General features: G+C 58.2%; 22 protein-coding genes. 15 read left to right on the forward strand and 7 right to left on the reverse strand.

Features of this window, described 5'->3' with window-relative positions; all coding sequences use genetic code 11:
• Nucleotides 1–59 precede the first annotated feature (59 nt).
• The 6 genes from IBX59_RS07620 to IBX59_RS07645 form a co-directional block, all read right to left on the reverse strand.
• Nucleotides 60–782, reverse strand: coding sequence for an alpha/beta fold hydrolase (locus IBX59_RS07620; protein WP_296374091.1), 723 nt, complete (start codon nucleotides 780–782; stop codon nucleotides 60–62).
• 53 nt (nucleotides 783–835) lie between these two features.
• Complete coding sequence (locus tag IBX59_RS07625; RefSeq protein ID WP_296374093.1) at nucleotides 836–1147, reverse strand: hypothetical protein; 312 nt, start codon at nucleotides 1145–1147, stop codon at nucleotides 836–838.
• A gap of 3 nt (nucleotides 1148–1150) precedes the next feature.
• Nucleotides 1151–1645: a GNAT family N-acetyltransferase gene (locus IBX59_RS07630; protein ID WP_296374095.1), complete on the reverse strand. Its 495-nt coding sequence runs from the start codon at nucleotides 1643–1645 to the stop codon at nucleotides 1151–1153.
• A 162-nt stretch (nucleotides 1646–1807) separates the two neighbouring features.
• Nucleotides 1808–3451: a chaperonin GroEL gene (gene groL, locus IBX59_RS07635; protein ID WP_296374097.1), complete on the reverse strand. Its 1644-nt coding sequence runs from the start codon at nucleotides 3449–3451 to the stop codon at nucleotides 1808–1810.
• A gap of 56 nt (nucleotides 3452–3507) precedes the next feature.
• Nucleotides 3508–3792, reverse strand: a complete 285-nt coding sequence (locus IBX59_RS07640; protein WP_296374099.1) for a co-chaperone GroES — start codon at nucleotides 3790–3792, stop codon at nucleotides 3508–3510.
• Nucleotides 3793–3940: 148 nt separating this feature from the next.
• The gene (locus IBX59_RS07645) at nucleotides 3941–4375 is read right to left on the reverse strand and encodes a MarR family winged helix-turn-helix transcriptional regulator (protein ID WP_296374100.1); all 435 of its coding nucleotides are present in this window, start codon (nucleotides 4373–4375) and stop codon (nucleotides 3941–3943) included.
• A gap of 68 nt (nucleotides 4376–4443) precedes the next feature.
• Here IBX59_RS07645 and hmgA point away from each other — a divergent pair, with 68 nt between their 5' ends.
• The 6 genes from hmgA to IBX59_RS07675 all read left to right on the forward strand — a co-directional run bounded on the left by hmgA (nucleotide 4444) and on the right by IBX59_RS07675 (nucleotide 10498).
• The gene (gene hmgA / locus IBX59_RS07650; RefSeq protein ID WP_296374102.1) at nucleotides 4444–5799 is read left to right on the forward strand and encodes a homogentisate 1,2-dioxygenase; all 1356 of its coding nucleotides are present in this window, start codon (nucleotides 4444–4446) and stop codon (nucleotides 5797–5799) included.
• Entirely contained in the window at nucleotides 5796–6752 is a 957-nt protein-coding gene (locus IBX59_RS07655; protein WP_296374104.1) for a fumarylacetoacetate hydrolase family protein, read from the forward strand. Before hmgA ends, IBX59_RS07655 begins: the two co-directional genes overlap by 4 nt.
• A gap of 88 nt (nucleotides 6753–6840) precedes the next feature.
• On the forward strand, nucleotides 6841–8070 hold the full coding sequence (locus IBX59_RS07660) for an MFS transporter (RefSeq protein WP_296374108.1): 1230 nt from the start codon (nucleotides 6841–6843) through the stop codon (nucleotides 8068–8070).
• A gap of 53 nt (nucleotides 8071–8123) precedes the next feature.
• Nucleotides 8124–8774, forward strand: a complete 651-nt coding sequence (gene msrA, locus IBX59_RS07665) for a peptide-methionine (S)-S-oxide reductase MsrA (RefSeq protein WP_296374110.1) — start codon at nucleotides 8124–8126, stop codon at nucleotides 8772–8774.
• Between the two features lie 411 nt (nucleotides 8775–9185).
• Nucleotides 9186–10055, forward strand: coding sequence for a 50S ribosomal protein L11 methyltransferase (locus IBX59_RS07670; protein ID WP_296374112.1), 870 nt, complete (start codon nucleotides 9186–9188; stop codon nucleotides 10053–10055).
• A gap of 59 nt (nucleotides 10056–10114) precedes the next feature.
• The gene (locus IBX59_RS07675; protein ID WP_296374114.1) at nucleotides 10115–10498 is read left to right on the forward strand and encodes a hypothetical protein; all 384 of its coding nucleotides are present in this window, start codon (nucleotides 10115–10117) and stop codon (nucleotides 10496–10498) included.
• A 78-nt stretch (nucleotides 10499–10576) separates the two neighbouring features.
• Here IBX59_RS07675 and IBX59_RS07680 read toward each other — a convergent pair whose 3' ends face one another.
• Nucleotides 10577–10855, reverse strand: coding sequence for a DUF1127 domain-containing protein (locus IBX59_RS07680; RefSeq protein ID WP_367119367.1), 279 nt, complete (start codon nucleotides 10853–10855; stop codon nucleotides 10577–10579).
• Between the two features lie 242 nt (nucleotides 10856–11097).
• Here IBX59_RS07680 and ruvC point away from each other — a divergent pair, with 242 nt between their 5' ends.
• The 9 genes from ruvC (at nucleotide 11098) to tolB (ending at nucleotide 18191) form a co-directional block, all read left to right on the forward strand.
• The gene (gene ruvC, locus IBX59_RS07685) at nucleotides 11098–11604 is read left to right on the forward strand and encodes a crossover junction endodeoxyribonuclease RuvC (RefSeq protein ID WP_296374115.1); all 507 of its coding nucleotides are present in this window, start codon (nucleotides 11098–11100) and stop codon (nucleotides 11602–11604) included.
• Nucleotides 11601–12263 (forward strand): Holliday junction branch migration protein RuvA, encoded by a 663-nt coding sequence (gene ruvA / locus IBX59_RS07690; protein ID WP_296374118.1) that lies wholly within the window; start codon nucleotides 11601–11603, stop codon nucleotides 12261–12263. Before ruvC ends, ruvA begins: the two co-directional genes overlap by 4 nt.
• Before the next feature lie 9 nt (nucleotides 12264–12272).
• A complete protein-coding gene (ruvB, locus tag IBX59_RS07695) occupies nucleotides 12273–13292 on the forward strand; it encodes a Holliday junction branch migration DNA helicase RuvB (RefSeq protein WP_296374120.1) in 1020 nt (339 codons plus the stop codon).
• 57 nt (nucleotides 13293–13349) lie between these two features.
• Entirely contained in the window at nucleotides 13350–13970 is a 621-nt protein-coding gene (locus IBX59_RS07700) for a hypothetical protein (RefSeq protein ID WP_296374122.1), read from the forward strand.
• On the forward strand, nucleotides 13967–14353 hold the full coding sequence (ybgC, locus tag IBX59_RS07705; protein WP_296374124.1) for a tol-pal system-associated acyl-CoA thioesterase: 387 nt from the start codon (nucleotides 13967–13969) through the stop codon (nucleotides 14351–14353). Before IBX59_RS07700 ends, ybgC begins: the two co-directional genes overlap by 4 nt.
• A gap of 114 nt (nucleotides 14354–14467) precedes the next feature.
• Nucleotides 14468–15142 carry a protein TolQ gene (tolQ, locus tag IBX59_RS07710; protein ID WP_296374126.1) on the forward strand — a complete coding sequence of 225 codons (675 nt, stop codon included), beginning with the start codon at nucleotides 14468–14470 and terminating at the stop codon, nucleotides 15140–15142.
• A gap of 2 nt (nucleotides 15143–15144) precedes the next feature.
• A complete protein-coding gene (locus tag IBX59_RS07715) occupies nucleotides 15145–15633 on the forward strand; it encodes an ExbD/TolR family protein (RefSeq protein WP_296374128.1) in 489 nt (162 codons plus the stop codon).
• A gap of 18 nt (nucleotides 15634–15651) precedes the next feature.
• A complete protein-coding gene (locus IBX59_RS07720) occupies nucleotides 15652–16773 on the forward strand; it encodes an energy transducer TonB (protein ID WP_296374130.1) in 1122 nt (373 codons plus the stop codon).
• A 101-nt stretch (nucleotides 16774–16874) separates the two neighbouring features.
• Nucleotides 16875–18191: a Tol-Pal system beta propeller repeat protein TolB gene (gene tolB, locus IBX59_RS07725; protein WP_296374132.1), complete on the forward strand. Its 1317-nt coding sequence runs from the start codon at nucleotides 16875–16877 to the stop codon at nucleotides 18189–18191.
• Nucleotides 18192–18262 lie beyond the last annotated feature (71 nt).

Consider the following 18262-nt stretch of genomic DNA (forward strand, 5'->3'; position numbering starts at 1 on the left):
CGCAGGCGCACGCCAGCCACAAGGTGCAAGGTTGAAAAAACCGCGCCGCCTTTGGCCGATCAGTCATTGCCGAAAATCACATCGCCCAGACTAAGCGTTGGATCAAAACGACCGTCGCGCAAGAACGCAATGACTTCTGCCATCACCAGCGGGTTGTTCATCATGAATGTATGCGTGACGGGCAGCATGATATGATCCTTCATGCCTTCCATCCGGGTCGAGGCGACAGAAACCTTGCCATCGTCAGGCCCGTCGATCAGGGCGGAATAAAAAGGGTTCAATGACCGTGTGCCCGCGATGATCCCAACCTCATATGCAGGCAGCCCCAGGGTTCTTGTGATGCTGTCTTCGTCCGTGCCAAGCTGCAAACCGGCGGGGCCGTTGACCCATTGAAAAGGTTCGAAATCACCAAAAATGTCAACCAGTTCCGACCCGCGGTTGGGTGGCCCCAGCATCACCACGCGCCCCATATCCGCAGGGCGATTGTTCGTCAGCCACAAACGCGCAAGGATCCCGCCCATGGAATGCGTCACAAAATGCACCTTGGCCTTGCCGCAGGCGGCAACATCTTCGGGCAGATGTTCGTCAACCAAGGTTTGAATCGTGGCGCTGGTAGAGGGGTATCCACGGTTCACGACCTTATAGCCTTCGTTTTCAAGAGCGATCTGCATGGGGGCAAACGAAACTTCGGTGCGGGCAAGCCCGTGCAGAAGGACCACACATTCCTGCGACATGGCTGTGGTCCCCCAAAGTGTGAAAAGAACGGCGAATATATGCTTCATGCTGCAAAAGTAACATGCCCGCCGTGCAACGAAAGCCCAGGGCGGTAAAAAATTTAGCGGCCCGTTAGCAGTGACACGCCGATCCCCGTTAAAACAAATGCGCCGGCAATCAATAAACGTAACGTCAGTCGCTCGTGCAACAAAAGCATCCCTGCCGCGACTGAAATGACTGGCACGCTGACTTGCGCGAGGCCAGCGACTGTGCCGGGCAGCACCAGCGCCCACAGCATCGCGGCCCCCGCCGCGACACGGATGGCGGCAAATGTCATGGGATCCATCCCGTTATGGGCGTTTCCGATCCGGTTCAAAACTGAATTTGACGCAAAGGCGGACATCGTCAGTGCGATCAGCAAGAACGGTTTCACACCTTAAAGCCCCTTGAATGCCGCTGGAAACACCAAGTCTACTGCCGGGGACTGCGTGCCCAGACCCGCAACCATCAGATGTTCGGGCGGGCAGGGTGATTGCGGCCATGCTTTATCCGCGACCGAGAAACCCGACTTGGCAAAAAAGGCAGGCTCACCCACAACCACGACGGGGGTGTTTGTCAGCCTTGCCCATTCGGTCAGCACCCCCATCATCCGCTTGCCGTATCCGCGCTGTTGCATCTCGGGATGGATGGCCACCGTTGCCAACGCCAGCCACCCCCGTGGCTGCACCATGTGCGACAGCGCATAATATCCCACGACGCGGCCCCTCATCGGCAGCACGGTTTCACCGGCAATACCGCGTGACTTGCGCAGTTTGTGAACCAAAAGCGACATGACCGGGCTGGGAAAGGCGCTGCGCAGCAAGGCGTCAACCGCATCTTCTTCGCCTGACTGCATGTCACGGGAAAATTCGGGTGTTTGCAGTGTGATCATGCAGATGACGCTAGGCGCGCGGGAGGGGCAGCGCAATAAAAAAGGGCGACCCGGTTGGGACGCCCTTTATTGTTTTGGGTGATGCCTTGCAGGTGGCAGGTATTTGCAAGCAAATACCTGCCACCTGCGTGACGCGTTTGGGCCTACGGCCCAAGCCGCATCTTACATCATGCCGCCCATGCCGCCCATGTCGGGCATGCCGCCGCCGGCGCCTGCACCTTCCTTGGCGGGTTTGTCGGCAACCATGGCTTCGGTTGTGATCAGCAGGCCAGCAACAGATGCTGCGTCTTGCAGTGCAGTGCGCACAACCTTGGCCGGGTCGATCACGCCAAACTTGAACATGTCGCCATATTCTTCGGTCTGTGCGTTGAACCCGAAAGCCTTGTCGTTGGATTCACGGATCTTGCCCGCCACAACGGACCCGTCAACACCCGAGTTTTCAGCGATCTGGCGCAGCGGTGCCTCCAGTGCCTTGCGCACGATGGCGATCCCGACGTTCTGGTCGTTGTTCGCACCTTCGAGGCCTTCCAGCACTTTACCAGCCTGGACAAGTGCAACACCACCACCCACGACGATACCTTCCTGAACGGCGGCACGTGTCGCGTTCAGGGCATCGTCAACGCGGTCTTTGCGTTCTTTCACTTCGATTTCCGACATGCCGCCCACGCGGATTACGGCAACACCACCGGCCAGTTTGGCCACGCGCTCTTGCAGTTTTTCGCGGTCATAGTCGGATGTGGTTTCTTCGATCTGGCCGCGGATCTGGCTGACCCGTGCTTCGATTTCAGCCTTGTCACCGGCGCCATCAACGATGGTTGTTTCGTCTTTCGTGATCGAAACGCGCTTGGCGGAACCCAGCATGTCGATGGTGACGTTTTCCAGCTTCATGCCCAGATCTTCGGAAATCACCTGACCACCGGTCAGAATGGCGATGTCCTGCAGCATGGCTTTGCGACGGTCGCCAAAACCGGGTGCCTTGACAGCAGCGATTTTCAGGCCGCCACGCAGTTTGTTCACGACCAAGGTTGCCAGTGCTTCGCCTTCAACGTCTTCGGCGATGATCAGCAGGGGCTTGCCGGACTGGATGACCGATTCAAGCAGGGGCACCATTGGCTGCAACGACGAAAGTTTCTTTTCGTGCAGCAGGATGATGGCGTCTTCCAGCTCTGTCGTCATCTTTTCGGTGTTGGTGACAAAGTAGGGCGACAAATAACCGCGGTCGAACTGCATGCCTTCGACGACATCGGTTTCTGTTTCCAGACCTTTGTTTTCCTCGACGGTGATCACACCTTCGTTGCCGACTTTTTGCATCGCGTCGGCGATCTGGCGGCCGATATCGGATTCACCGTTGGCGGAAATGGTGCCGACCTGTGCGACTTCGTCGCTGTCGGATACGGGCCGTGCTGCGGCCTTGATCGCTTCGACGACTTTGGCCGTGGCCATGTCGATCCCGCGCTTGAGATCCATCGGGTTCATCCCGGCGGCAACAGATTTCATGCCTTCCTTGATGATCGCTTGGGCCAGCACAGTGGCCGTCGTGGTGCCGTCGCCAGCTTCGTCATTGGTGCGCTGGGCAACTTCCTTGACCATCTGCGCGCCCATGTTTTCGAACTTGTCTTCAAGCTCGATCTCTTTGGCGACAGAAACACCGTCTTTGGTTATGCGTGGTGCGCCGAAGGATTTTTCCAGCACCACGTTGCGGCCTTTGGGGCCAAGTGTAACCTTCACCGCATTGGCGAGGATGTTGACACCTTTGAGCATGCGATTGCGTGCATCGGTATCGAATTTGACGTCTTTAGCAGCCATTTTCATGTGCTCCTTGCATTAGAAATATGATTGAAAGTTGCGCATAACCGCAGGGATTACAGGATCCCCAGGATGTCGCTTTCTTTCATGATCAGCAGGTCTTCACCGTCGATCTTGACTTCTGTGCCGGACCATTTGCCAAACAGCACTTTGTCGCCCGGCTTTACAGCCATTTCGATCAGCTCGCCGCTGTCCTTGCGGGCACCTTCGCCGACGCTGACGATTTCGCCTTCGGCGGGTTTTTCTTTGGCGCTGTCAGGAATGATCAGACCACCTTGTGTTTTTTCATCGCCTTCGATGCGACGGACCAATACGCGGTCGTGAAGTGGTTTAAATGCCATTTCAGAACTTCTCCAGTTCGTGTTTCCTTCATGTTAGCACTCAGTAAGGTCGAGTGATAACATTGCGTAGTTAGGCGCGCTGCGACCTTGTGTCAACAGGTCCTGAAATCTGGATTTGAAAAAAAATGCATACTTGCCCGGGGTGGCTTTATTGTGCGGCCAGCGCTGCCAGGCAGCGTTTCAACGCCGCGCCTTCCTGCCGCGAAAACCCCGCCATCAGTTGCGCGTCAAAAGCCTGTGCCGCCTTATACAGATCATCAAACGCCGCCTGACCGTTCTTGGTCAGGTCCAGTTTGGCCTGACGCCGGTCCCTTGTCACAACATTGCGGGTCAGAAAACGCTTGGTTTCCAGCGCGGCGACCGCCCGGCTGATCTTGGTCTTGTGGACCCGCGCACGTGCGCCAATGTCTTTCGCGGTCATGGGGCCATAGCGCCCCAGATGAAACAGCACCCGCCATTCGGTGCGCAACATTCCGTAGCGGTCCTTGTAATGGCGCTGGAAGCCCGCGCTGGCGGTTTCGGCTGCCTGCGCCAGCAAGTAGGGCAGAAACCCCTGCAAATCAAAGCTGTCGTCGTTATGCATTCGGCAAACTCCCCCTTGTTAGTTACAAAAACAACTAATACGTCCCGCAGATAGCGGAGGAACCTGTCATGAACAAGCAGCCAAGCACCTTGCAAACGGCGCCGACACCTGTGGGCACTACACCTGGCTATATGCCCGGTTTTGGTAATGACTTCGAAACAGAGGCTCTGCCAAGTGCCCTGCCACAGGGCATGAATAGCCCGCAGAAATGCAATTATGGCCTTTATGGTGAACAACTGTCCGGCACGGCGTTCACCGCGCCCAGCCACCAGAACGAACGCACATGGTGTTATCGGATCCGCCCGTCGGTCAAGCATACCCACCGGTTTGCCAAAATTGATCTGCCTTACTGGAAATCGGCCCCCCATATCGACCCTGAAGTTATCAGCCTTGGCCAGTATCGCTGGGATCCGGTGCCGCATGCGGACCAGCCGCTGACGTGGTTGACGGGGATGCGCACGATGACCACAGCGGGCGATGTGAACACGCAGGTCGGCATGGCCGCGCATATCTATCTGGTTACAACCAGCATGGTGAACAGCTATTTTTATTCCGCCGACAGCGAATTGCTGGTGGTCCCACAGGAAGGCCGGTTGCGGTTTTGCACCGAAATGGGCGTGATTGATCTGGAACCACAGGAAATTGCCATTTTGCCGCGCGGTCTGGTTTACCGGGTCGAGGTGCTGGAGGGGCCGGCGCGCGGCTTTGTCTGTGAAAACTATGGTCAGAAGTTCGATCTGCCAGGGCGCGGGCCGATCGGGGCGAATTGCATGGCCAACCGGCGTGATTTCAAAACCCCCGTGGCCGCGTTCGAGGACCGCGCGGTGCCATCGACCGTCACGATCAAATGGGCGGGCCAGTTTCATGAAACCCGCATCGGCCACAGCCCGCTGGATGTGGTGGCATGGCACGGGAATTACGCGCCCTGCAAATACGACCTGCGCAGCTATTGCCCGGTGGGGGCGGTCCTGTTCGACCATCCCGACCCGTCGATTTTTACCGTGCTCACCGCCCCTTCGGGCGTTGAAGGCACGGCCAATATCGACTTTGTGCTGTTCCGCGACCGCTGGATGGTGGCCGAAAACACGTTCCGCCCGCCATGGTATCATAAAAACGTCATGTCTGAACTGATGGGCAATATCCACGGGATTTACGACGCCAAGCCCAAGGGGTTTGTTCCCGGTGGCATGTCGCTGCACAATATGATGTTGCCCCATGGGCCGGACCGCGCCGCGTTTGAGGCAGCGTCAAACGCGGATCTGGGCCCCGAGAAACTGTCTGATACGATGTCTTTCATGTTCGAAACGCGCTTCCCGCAGCACCTGACCCGTTTTGCCGCGCAAGAGGCGCCCTTGCAGGACGATTACATCGATTGCTGGGCCGATCTGGACAAGAAATTTGATGGCACAGCGGAGGTAAAATGAAGGTCGCAACACTTCACGATGGCAGCCCTGACGGACGGCTTGTGGTGGTTTCTGACAATCTGGGCCAGCAAACCCCTTGTGTCGCCCGATCCTTGCAAGGCGCGCTTGATGGTGGCGGCCTTGATACCGTTGGCGCAGCCGCCCCATTTCGTGCCGCGGCATCTGCGTCACCTTTGCCGCGCGCCTTTCAGTTTCTGGACGGTTCTGCCTATGTCAATCATGTCGCACTGGTGCGCCGCGCGCGCGGGGCGCAGATGCCCGACAGTTTCTGGCATGATCCGTTAATGTATCAGGGCGGGTCAGACAGCTTTCTTTCGCCGGCAGCGCCGATTGTGGGCGATCCCGAATGGGGCATTGATTTCGAAGGCGAGATTGCTGTCATCACTGACAATGTCCCCATGGGGGCAACCCGCAAAGAGGCGCTGGCGGCGATCCGATTTGTGATGCTGTGCAACGATGTGTCGCTGCGCAATCTGATCCCTGCCGAACTGGCCAAAGGATTTGGCTTTGTGCAATCCAAACCGGCTTGCGCGTTTTCGCCGGTGGCCGTCACCCCTGATGACCTGCCGGGCTGGCGCGATGGAAAGTTGCACGGCATCTTGCGGATCGATTTGAACGGGGCGCCTTTTGGGCGGGTTGATGCCGGCGTCGATATGACCTTTGATTTTGGTCAGTTGATCGCCCATGCCGCCAAAACCCGGCATCTGGCAGCAGGCACGATCATCGGGTCGGGCACAGTGTCAAACAAGCAGGACGGCGGGCCGGGAAAACCGGTGGCGCAGGGGGGGGCGGGCTATGCCTGCATCGCGGAACAACGCATGATCGAAACGATCCAGACCGGCAAGCCCCGGACGCGTTTTCTGCAACCCGGTGATCGGGTAAGAATCTGGATGGAAGATTCCAATGGCCGGTCTATCTTTGGCGCGATTGATCAAACGGTTCAGGCGATCTGACCCGCAGGTTGTTTGCCTGAAACATGCAAATATCCGGCCTGTGTTGGTGCCTCTCGCCAAGGTGTAAAAACGGGCGTAATGCAGTGGCATGAAGATTGTCCGCCTTGATCAAGCCCACACACTGCCATTCTGGCGCAGACCCGTCGCTTTGTTGTTCTTGATGGCAATGGCGATGCCGGTTGCCTTTGCGACGTGGTCGGCCTTGCTGAATAACTTTGTGATCGAGGTGGCGGGTTTTGACGGCGGCGATATCGGCTTGTTGCATTCGATCCGCGAAATCCCGGGGTTTTTCGCCATAGGCGTGATCGCCCTAATCATATTCATCCGTGAACAGGTGCTGGGGCTGGTCGCGCTGGTCATGCTGGGGGTGGCGACGGCGCTGACGGCGCAGTTCCCGTCGATGGGGGGGATCCTGACAATCACCATGCTTTCGTCGATCGGGTTTCATTATTACGAAACAGTCAATCAATCGCTGCAATTGCAGTGGATCAACAAGACCCGCGCACCGCAAATGCTGGGCTGGTTGTTGTCGGCAGGGTCGGGGGCAACGATCATCGTTTATGTGCTGATCGTGCTAAGTTGGGAACGGCTGGGGCTGACCTATTCCATTGTTTACTGGCTTTCGGGCGGGTTCACGGCGCTGGTCGCTGTCTTTTGCCTGCTGGCCTATCCGCAGTTCGAAGCGCCGCATCCGCAACTGAAAACCTTTGTGCTGCGCCGGCGGTATTGGCTGTATTACGCACTCCAATTCATGGCGGGTGCGCGGCGGCAGATTTTCGTGGTTTTTGCAGGTTTCATGATGGTTGAACGCTTTGGCTACAAGGTGGATGAGATCACGCAGCTGTTTCTGTTTACCCTTGTCATCAACATGGTCGCGGCGCCGATGCTGGGCAAACTGGTGGCCGTTTTTGGCGAACGCCGCGCGCTGATTATTGAATATGCGGGGCTTTGTTCCGTGTTTCTTGCTTATGGGGGCATCTATTATTTCGGCTGGGGCGTTGTGCTGGCAACTGTCTTATATGTTGTGAACCATCTGTTTTTCAGCCTTGCCCTGGCAATCAAGACCTATTTTCAGAAAATCGCCGATCCGCAGGATATTGCACCGACGGCGGCTGTGGCCTTTACTATTAACCATATTGCGGCGGTGTTTCTGCCAGCGCTTTTGGGTTATGTATGGCTGACATCGCCGGGAATGGTGTTTTTGCTTGCCGCTGTCATGGCGCTGGTCTCGTTGGGTTTGTCGGCATTGATTCCACGCCATCCCGGCCCGGGCCACGAGACCGTTTTCAAAGGCCGCTTGCTTTCCGCAGCAGAGTAGCAAAGCCGCCGAACCGCGCTATCTGACAGTGCATCCAGAAATGAGGCAAACAGATGTTTTTCATGAACCGCACAAAGACTGAAATGGTCAGCCCTGATGCCGCCCTGCCGGGCCGGGCCAACGCCATTCCGACAGCCCATACGCATTTTGTTTTTGGCACGCCCCTGACCAATGATGTGCCCGAGGGCATGGCGCAGGCCATGTTCGGCATGGGGTGTTTCTGGGGGGTGGAACGCATATTCTGGAAGCTGGACGGTGTGACGTCCACGATGGTGGGTTATGCCGGCGGATATACGCCCAACCCGACCTATCAAGAGGTATGCACAGGCAAGACCGGCCATAACGAGGTGGTCCGCGTGATTTTTGATCCGGCCAGCATCACTTACGAACAGCTTTTGCAGGTGTTCTGGGAAGGGCATGATCCGACCCAAGGTATGCGTCAAGGCAATGATCGCGGCACACAGTATCGGTCAGGGATTTACACCTACACAGATGCGCAAAAGGTGGCGGCAAAGGCATCCATGGCTGGGTTTGCACCACGGCTGTCAGAGGCAGGATTCGGGGCAATCACGACCGAGATTGTCACCGCGCCAGCATTCTATTTCGCGGAAGATTATCACCAGCAATACCTGGCAAAGAACCCCGCCGGCTATTGCGGGATCGGCGGCACGGGCGTGACCTGTCCGATTGGTATGGGCGTCTGAGCGCGGGTGATCCTTGATCTGACGGCGCGGGTCTTGCAGGCGTCGCAGGGGCGTGCGACTGCATTGAAATTGCCGGACCCGCGGTACGGAACGTTCGGCGACGGTCCGCCGTTGCGTCTGTTGATCGTGGCCGATCCATCAGCTGTTGCCGGAACCGCTGCAGTGGGTGCTGGGGCGGCAGGCCATCTGCTTTGACGCGCGGCTGCGGATATGAGAGGTGCCAATTGCCCGCATCGTGCTGCGGTCCGTGTTGATATTGCGTCTTTGGCGGTTGACGGGTGCCACTGTTGTCCGGCGGATTATGCAGTAAGGGCAGACAGCATTTGCACGGCCTTGCAGACAGATCCGGGTGCGCTTGACCCAGACAGCGACAGGCCCTAACCCGGATCAATATCGCGAAAGGCCGCAGGCATGACCACATATTCCGCAATCACCACGATCATGGGCGAAGACGCCGCCAGCAGACTGGCAGAAGCCGTCGAAGACCTGACCCCGGAACCCACCGGCGTTGGCACGTTCGAGGTCGAGGACGGGTCAGGTCTGTGGGAAGTCGCAAGTTATTTCATGGATCGCCCCGATGCGGGGGCGCTTGCGGTGTTGTCGGCCTTGCATGATGCGCGGCCATTCACAATTTCTGAAATTCCCGATCAGGATTGGGTGTCGCATGTCCAACGTGAACTGGCCCCCGTCGCGGCGGGGCGGTTTTTTGTTTATGGGAGCCATGACGCCGACAAGGTGCCGACAGATTGCGTGCCTTTGCTGATCGACGCGGCCATGGCCTTTGGCACCGGTCACCATGGCACTACGTTGGGCTGTCTGCGGGCCTTTGATGCCTTGCTTGATGCGGGGTTTGCGGGTGGCAAGGTGGTTGATATCGGTTGCGGCACAGCCGTGCTGGCGATGGCGGCGGCCAAGGTGTTGCCTGACCTGGTGCTGGCCAGCGATATTGATCCGGTTGCGGTCGAAGTTGCAACAGCAAATGTGGCAGCAAATGGGCTGGCTGGCCGGGTTGATTGTGTCGTGGCGGCAGGGTTTGCCGCCCCGGAACTGGCAGATGCGGCCCCCTTCGATTTGATATTTGCCAATATCCTAAAGGGCCCGCTGATCGGGCTTGCCCCTGAAATGGGGGATGCAGCCGCACCGGGCGCATATGTGATTCTCTCGGGGATCTTGAATGAACAGGCTGACGAGGTTACCCGCATTTATAGCAAAAACGGGTTCAATGTTATCAAATCAGATAGTATTGTTGACTGGACGACGCTGACACTTCGAAAATTGTAGTTTATTTGTCAGCGGTGCCGGTAGGGCGGCATGATAATGCTTGTTTTATTGACACTTTTTTGAGACATTCATGGGCAATTCATTGTGAGGTGTCCGTTATGTCCGGTATCCAGGTTTCGTTTGATAAAAGACTTAAACGCATCGTGCGCCGTCACGAACGTATGGCTAACGGTGTTGTCCAAAGGGTCACGTCTGATGGATTGATCGTCGCCCGGCCACGGCTCTACAAACCGCATTTTCCGCTGCGTAGCGTCGCCATTTTAATGTGCGTCGGGTTCCTGTTCAAGGGGCTGGCGCTGTCTTATCTCGGCGCTGATGATTACACGGCACGTCTGGCCGCCTTGCAGCAGGGCAACATGGTGGAACAAACCGGTGCCTGGGTCATGCAATCAGACCCCGCGACCCGCTTTATTGCTGATCAGGTTGCGATTTTATTGCGCTAAGCCTTTTCGCGCGAACCATCAAAAAGGCCGCCCCTTTGATAGGGACGGCCTTTTGTGATTACAAAGGCAGTCGAGGCGTTATTGCTTGCCAAAAGTTGCGATCCTGTTGATATCGGCCGCGCAAAGACCGATGTCATCTAATTCGCGCGCACTCAGTTTTGACAGCGATTTGCGCGTGATGCGGGCATCGTTCCAAGCGGAAAGAGTTGAAAAGCTGCGAGAGATCACAGCAGCAAGGTTGCCAGCTGAAAATCGCCCGATCTGGCGTTGTGTGTCGATAGAGGCCATGGCCCAAGTCCTTATGCGGATGCTGCACAGCAGCGTGTAAAGCGATGGGCGGCAGATAAGGTGGATCATCTGGTCTTACCAGTGATGTTCCTGCATGGGTCATATGCGTTTTAAGAATGCCTTGTTCTCATGCAAAAAAGTTCAATTTTTTATATCATTTACAGTGTTTTATAACTTTGTTCATCTGGCAGCCACCGGACGTTATCGCACTTATCAGCGCGCAGCGGACCGGTCGGTGCTGACGCAAACCCCTTGGTGTTTGTTCGCGGTTTGTGCTAGCGCTGGTCCAGAACAAGAAAACGGGGCGGCATATGCGTGTTTTGGGAATCGATCCGGGCCTGCGAAACATGGGCTGGGGCGTGATCGAGGTTACGGGCTCGCGCATTGCCCATGTCGCCAATGGGATTTGCCATTCGGTCGGGGATGATCTGGCGGTCAGGTTGCTGTCCTTGCATGGCCAGCTGACGGATGTGATGCAGCAATATCACCCGGATGCGGCGGCTGTTGAACAGACATTTGTCAACAAGGACGGGGCAGGGACGCTGAAGCTGGGTCAGGCGCGCGGCATCGCCTTGTTGGTGCCCGCGCAGGCCGGGATCGCCGTTGGGGAATACGCGCCCAATGCGGTCAAAAAGGCTGTCGTTGGTGTCGGTCACGCAGAAAAGCACCAGATCGCCCATATGGTCAGGTTGCAACTGCCCGGTTTGCAATTGGCGGGCCCTGATGCGGCAGATGCTTTGGCGATCGCGCTGTGCCATGCCCACCATCTGCAATCGGCACGCAGCTTGATGGTCGCTTTGGCAAAGGCAGGCACATGATCGGGAAAATTGCAGGGCGGCTGGAATATCGCGCCGCCGACCATGTTTTGATCGACGTGCGCGGCGTGGGGTATATTGTTTATGTCTCTGACAGGGTCATGGCCGGGTTGCCAGGGACTGGCGAACAGGTTGCGCTTTACACTGATCTGCTGGTCCGCGAAGATAACCTGCAGCTGTTTGGGTTCACGACCTTGGTGGAAAAGGAATGGCATCGCCTGTTGATGTCGGTGCAGGGGATCGGGGCCAAGGCATCGCTTGCGATCCTCAGTGTGCTGGGGGCTGAAGGTGTCAGCCGGGCCATTGCCCTTGGTGACTGGAACGCAATTGCCAAGGCGCGCGGTGTTGGCCCAAAGACCGCGCAACGCGTCACGATCGAGCTGAAAGACAAAGCGCCCGGCGTCATGGCGATGGGCGGCACAGTTGCCGCAGCCTTGGGCGACGCTGTGATCGAGGCAGACATCCCCGGGCCAGTCCGCCGCGCCACACCGCCGCCGCGCATCAACCCCGCGCAGGCTGAAGCGTTGTCGGCCCTGACCAACCTTGGCTACGCCCCCGGAGAGGCAGCCAGCGCCGTGGCCGAAGCAGCAGGCAACGACCCCGATACCGAGACATCTGCCTTGATCCGCGCAGCCTTGAAGCTGCTGGCCCCGAAAGGCTAGGACTGAGAGATGACTCAACCGGACCCCACATTGCGCCCAGCCCCGCAACCCGAGGATACCGACCGCGCCTTGCGGCCGCAGACGCTGGACGAATTCATCGGCCAGCGCGAGGCCCGCGCAAATTTGAAGGTGTTCATCGAAAGCGCACGTCGCCGCGGCGAGGCGATGGATCACGCCTTGTTTCATGGCCCGCCTGGGCTGGGCAAGACCACGCTGGCGCAGATCATGGCGCGCGAACTTGGTGTGAACTTTCGCATGACCAGTGGGCCGGTATTGGCGAAAGCCGGTGATTTGGCCGCGATCCTGACCAATCTGGAAGCGCGCGATGTTTTGTTCATTGATGAAATTCACAGGTTGAACCCAGCTGTCGAAGAGGTGCTTTATCCCGCGCTAGAGGATTTTGAGCTGGATCTGGTGATCGGTGAAGGCCCTGCCGCACGCACTGTGCGGATTGAATTGCAGCCCTTTACGCTGGTCGGGGCGACCACGCGGATGGGTTTGCTGACGACACCTTTGCGTGACCGGTTCGGGATACCTACCCGGCTGGAATTTTATACCGAAGACGAGCTGCACCAGATTGTCACGCGCGGGGCGCGGCTGATGGGTGCACCTGCGTCTGACGATGGCGCGCGCGAAATTGCCCGCCGTGCCCGTGGGACCCCGCGCATCGCGGGCCGTTTGCTGCGCCGCGTGGTGGATTTTGCAATTGTCGAAGGTGATGGCACGGTAACGCAAGCCATCGCAGATTTGGCGCTGACCCGGTTGGGGGTGGATTATCTGGGGCTGGACAATGCCGACCGCCGCTATTTGCGCCTGATTGCGCAAAGCTATGGTGGTGGGCCTGTGGGCGTTGAGACATTGTCAGCGGCGCTGTCGGAAAGCCGGGATAGCCTGGAAGATGTGATTGAACCGTATTTATTGCAAAAGGGTTTGATCCAGCGCACCCCGCGCGGGCGAATGCTGACGCAGCCGGTTTGGGCGCATCTGGGGTTGGATGCCCCCCGGTCGCAGACAGATTTATTTGGGTAGGGGAAGGCTCAAATTTCGCGAAATTTGAGCGCCTCCGGCGGGAGTTTTTGGGCCAAGATGAAGGTGGATATCGCTGATTTGTTTACCCGGCGCGATGGCGGGTATGTTTTTGCACGCTGGGGGCGGCCGATCGTTCCCGTTGTTTTTGGCGTGGATGATGCGTCGCTTGCGGTATTCAAGGGCGCGATCGAGGCGGTTGTGGCTTTGGCGGGGCACAAGATGGCTGAAACCGACTTTGAATTGGGTGCAAACCTGATGGTGTTTTTCTGCCGTGATTGGTCAGAACTGTCTGACGTGCCGCATTTGGACCAGCTTGTCCCCGATTTGCACCCATTGGTCGACAGATTGACAGCGGCGCAGGCCAACCAATATCGGATTTTCCGGTTTGATGACCAAGGGGGCATTCGCGCGGCTTTTGTGTTCTTGCGGCTGGATTCGCATCTGGCGGAGGTTGCAGTGGATACTCTGGCGCTGTCACAGGCGGTGCAAACTATTCTGCTGTGGTCCGATCGGGCATTTGAGGATTTGCCACCCCTTGCCATGATCAATGGCCATGCCGTGTTGCGGCCCGAAATTGCCGATGTGATCCGCGCCGCCTATGATTCGGTGATGCCCGTGGCCGCGCTTGACGCCAGTCATGCGCTCCGGTTGGCGGCGCGTGTGGTGCCGCTGTCATGATCCATCGGTTTGGTTTGCGCGTCTATTACGAGGATACCGATCTGGCCGGGATTGTTTATTATGCGAACTATTTGAAATATATCGAACGCGCCCGCAGCGAATGGGTCCGCGCGTTGGGAATTGATCAGGTGGCGATGAAGGCTGATGGCGTGGTTTTTGCCGTCAGGCGGGTTGAAGCCGATTATCTGGCGCCGGCCCGACTTGACGATCTTCTTGATGTTGAAACGGGGGTTGAACGGATGTCAGCCGCGCGCCTTGTGCTGCGACAGGATGTCAAGCGGGGTCAGGACCTGCTGTTTTCTGCCTTGGTGACGATTGTTTGCATTGGTGCCGCAGGTGCGCCGCTGCGCCTGCCGGCGGTGATCCGCCGGTCTGGGTGTTGATTGCGCGTTGCATTTCGCAGATGTGATGCCGGATTGGTTGGATTTCCTGACGCAGATGCGGTATTGATCTGCTTAATCAGAGCCCGCAAGTGGGCCTAAGGCAGAGCAGGCAACATGGACGCAGCAACCGACTTTACCATGTGGGCGCTTTTCGCGCGCGCAACCATCATCGTGAAACTTGTCATGATCTTGCTAATCGCTGCATCCGTGTGGTGTTGGGCGGTCATCATCGACAAGGCGATACAATATCGCAAGGCCCGCGCAGAGGCATCGGTGTTTGACCGTGCATTCTGGTCGGGTGAACCGCTTGACGGTTTGTTTGACCAGATCGGTGCCGATCCTGACGGGCCGAGTGAAAAGATTTTTGCCGCTGGCATGTCGGAATGGCATCGGTCGCACCGGCAAGACGGGGGTTTGATTGCCGGCGCGACGGCCCGGATCGACAGGTCAATGGATGTGGCGATCGCAAAGGAGACAGCAAAGCTGCAAAAAGGACTGCCCGTGCTGGCGACCGTCGGTTCGACGGCGCCGTTTGTGGGGTTGTTCGGCACGGTCTGGGGCATCATGAACGCCTTTATCGAAATCGCAGAGGCGCAAAATACCAACCTTGCCGTTGTGGCGCCCGGTATTGCCGAGGCGTTGCTGGCCACGGGTCTGGGCCTTTTGGCGGCCATTCCGGCGGTGATATTCTATAACAAGCTGTCATCGGATAGTGATCGGATCGTAAGCGGATACGAAGCCTTCGCAGACGAATTCGCCACGATTCTAAGCAGACAACTGGATAGCTGATCATGGGTGCCGGGGTAATGAAATCAGGCGGGGACAGCGGCGGACGCCGCCGTCGCAAGGGCCGCACGCAGCCGATGTCGGAAATCAACGTGACGCCGTTTGTGGACGTGATGCTGGTGCTGTTGATCATTTTCATGGTCGCGGCCCCGTTGTTGACGGTGGGTGTGCCTGTGGAACTGCCCAAGACCGCGGCGGATACGCTTCCCGGTGATGATGAAGAACCGTTGAGCGTGACAATTACCGCGGCGGGTGTCGTGATGATCCAGGAAACCGAGACAACCTTCGCAGACCTGGTGCCCAAGTTGCGGGCCATTGCTGCGGAACGCACCAGTGACCGGATATTCTTGCGCGCTGACGGGGCCAACGACTGGAACACAGTGGCGCAGGTGATGGGGGCGCTGAACGCTGGCGGGTTTTCCAACATCGGGCTCGTGACAGACATTGGCGGGCCGGCATCGGGTGTTTCTGTTGCCAACGGGTCTGATGGTTAGGTCATGCAAACGCCGGGCATGTATATATCTGCCGCAGGTCATGTCATTCTTATCGGCTGGCTGATCGTGGGTTTGGGGTTAAAAAGCGCCCCCCTGCGGTTCGAGACGATGGACGTGTCGATCGTATCCAGCGAAGAATTCGCGGCGTTGACGGTCGCTGCCCGCACCCCTGTCCCGGGGCAGGCTGAACCTGATGTGCTGGCGGCACCCGAGGTCGAGGCAACACCGCCGCCGCCCGCCACACAGGAACCGCCGGCGCCCGCGTTGCCCCCTGCGCCGGTGACCCAGCCTGTTGAAGAAACACCGCCACCGCCACCCCCAGCCCCGCCTGTGGCTGTGGTCACAGACCAACCGCCCGTAGCACCAGCGCCGCCCGCGCCGCCGCCGGCAGCGGATGTTGCCATCAGCCCGCGCCCGACGCCACGGCAAGCCCCGACGGTAGCGTCTACAATTACCGCGCCGCCGCCGCCGGATTCGCGGGTTGATGACGTGGTGCGGCAAGAGGCTGTGCCTGATCAGGCCGCCGAAGCCGAAGTTGTCGAACAAGAGCAAGAGGCGACCGCCCCACCCGAGACCACGACTGAGATCGTGATCGCCGATGAGGCACCATCGGGGGCTGTGGAAACATCCATACGCCCCAGCGCGCGCCCGAACCGGCCCGCACCACCTGTGCCCGTGCAAACACCTGCCCCTGCTGAAACACCTGCGCCGCGAGTGGCAGAAACACCGCCACCGGCACCCGTGCCGCAGGATGACATCAACGCATTACTGTCTGATCTTGGCGCAGAAGCTGTGGCGCCGGCGGCCCCCGCTGTTGCGGCTGGTCCGCCCATGACAGGGGCGGAACGCGACAGTTTTCGCGTCGCTGTGAACCGCTGTTGGAACGTTGACCCCGGATCGGTGGCGGCGCGCGTCACGGTCGAAGTTGGGTTCAGTCTTGACCGTTCCGGGCAAGTAGACGGCGATGTCCGTCTGATCGGGTCTGACGGTGATCGCAGTGCAACAAATACCGCCTTCGAGGCCGCGCGCCGGGCCATTTTGCGGTGCCAGTCGGGCGGCTATGCATTGCCTGCTGAAAAATACGATCAGTGGAAAGACGTGGTTATCACTTTTGATCCCAGCGGGATGCGGATGCGATAAGCAAAGGAAAAAGCATGTTTTACGATATGGTTTCAAAAAGCGGCGATAACAGACAATATAGGCCTGCGAGGGGACGCCCCAACAGGCAGAGTAAGGCGGAAATGATGAAACGAGTTTTGACGCTGCTGGTGGCCCTTTTTCTGGCCGGTCCGGTTTTGGCACAGGGTGGCCCGCTGCGGCTCACCATTACCGACGGTGTGATCGAACCGATTACCTTTGCTGTTCCTTCCTTTGAGGCGGAAACACCCCAGGCCCAGCAGGTCGCGCAGGATATTTCGCGGCTTGTCGTCGCGGATTTGGCCGGAACGGGTTTGTTCCGCGAGGTGCCTGCGGCCGCCTTCATTTCACAAGTGTCATCTTTTGTGCAACCGATTGCCTTTTCTGACTGGCGGGCGGTGAATGCGCAGGCGCTGATCACAGGCGCCGTCACGGCGCGCGGTGATCAGCTGGTTGTGAAATTCCGCGTTTATGACGTGTTTTCAGGGCAGGAAATGGGGGGCGGCTTGCAATTTGCCGGCACAACGGCAGGCTGGCGACGCATGGGGCATAAGGTTGCCGATGCGGTGTACAGCCGGATCACAGGCGAAGGTGGCTATTTTGACAGCCGCGTTGTCTTTGTGTCAGAAAGCGGCCCTAAAGATAACCGGCAAAAGCGGCTTGCCATCATGGATCAGGATGGCGCGAACCTGCAATTCCTGACGGACAGCAGCACGATCGTGCTGGCACCGCGGTTTTCCCCAAACGGCGATCGCGTGCTTTACACCAGTTTTGAAAGCGGTTTCCCCCGGATCAACGTGCTGAACGTGGCCAGCCTGGGCCGCCAGCAACTGTCTACCGCACCGGGCGAGATGGCGTTCAGCCCGCGATTTTCGCGCGACGGTCAGTCAGTGATTTATAGTCTTTCGAACGGCGGGACCACCGACATCTATCGCACCGATCTGGCGACAGGGCAGCATCTGCGCCTGACACAGACCCCATCCATCGAGACCGCGCCGAGTTTGTCGCCCAACGGCGATCAGATCGTCTTTGAAAGCGATCGCTCTGGCACGCAACAGTTGTATATCATGCCCGCAAACGGTGGCGAGGCGCGGCGGATTTCCTTTGGTGAAGGGCGTTATGGCACCCCTGTGTGGTCGCCGCGCGGCGATCTGATTGCTTTTACCAAACAGAATGCGGGACGTTTTCATATTGGTGTGATGCGCACGGACGGGTCCGAAGAACGCCTGCTGACGTCTTCTTTTCTGGATGAAGGGCCAACATGGGCACCCAATGGCCGGGTGATCATGTTCAGCCGTGAAACCCAGGGTGCCGCGGGTGCATCGGCGCTTTATTCTGTCGATATCTCGGGGCGCAACCTGAAGGCAGTGCCCATTCAGGGGGCGGCGTCTGACCCGTCATGGGGGCCGCTACAGCCCTGAGAAGTGTCATTCCCCCCATAGCAAAGCCATGCTATGTTGGATCAAACGGGCAGAAAAAACAGGAATGAAAT

Source organism: Yoonia sp. (genome assembly GCF_014859355.1).
Taxonomy (GTDB): Bacteria; Pseudomonadota; Alphaproteobacteria; order Rhodobacterales; family Rhodobacteraceae; genus Yoonia.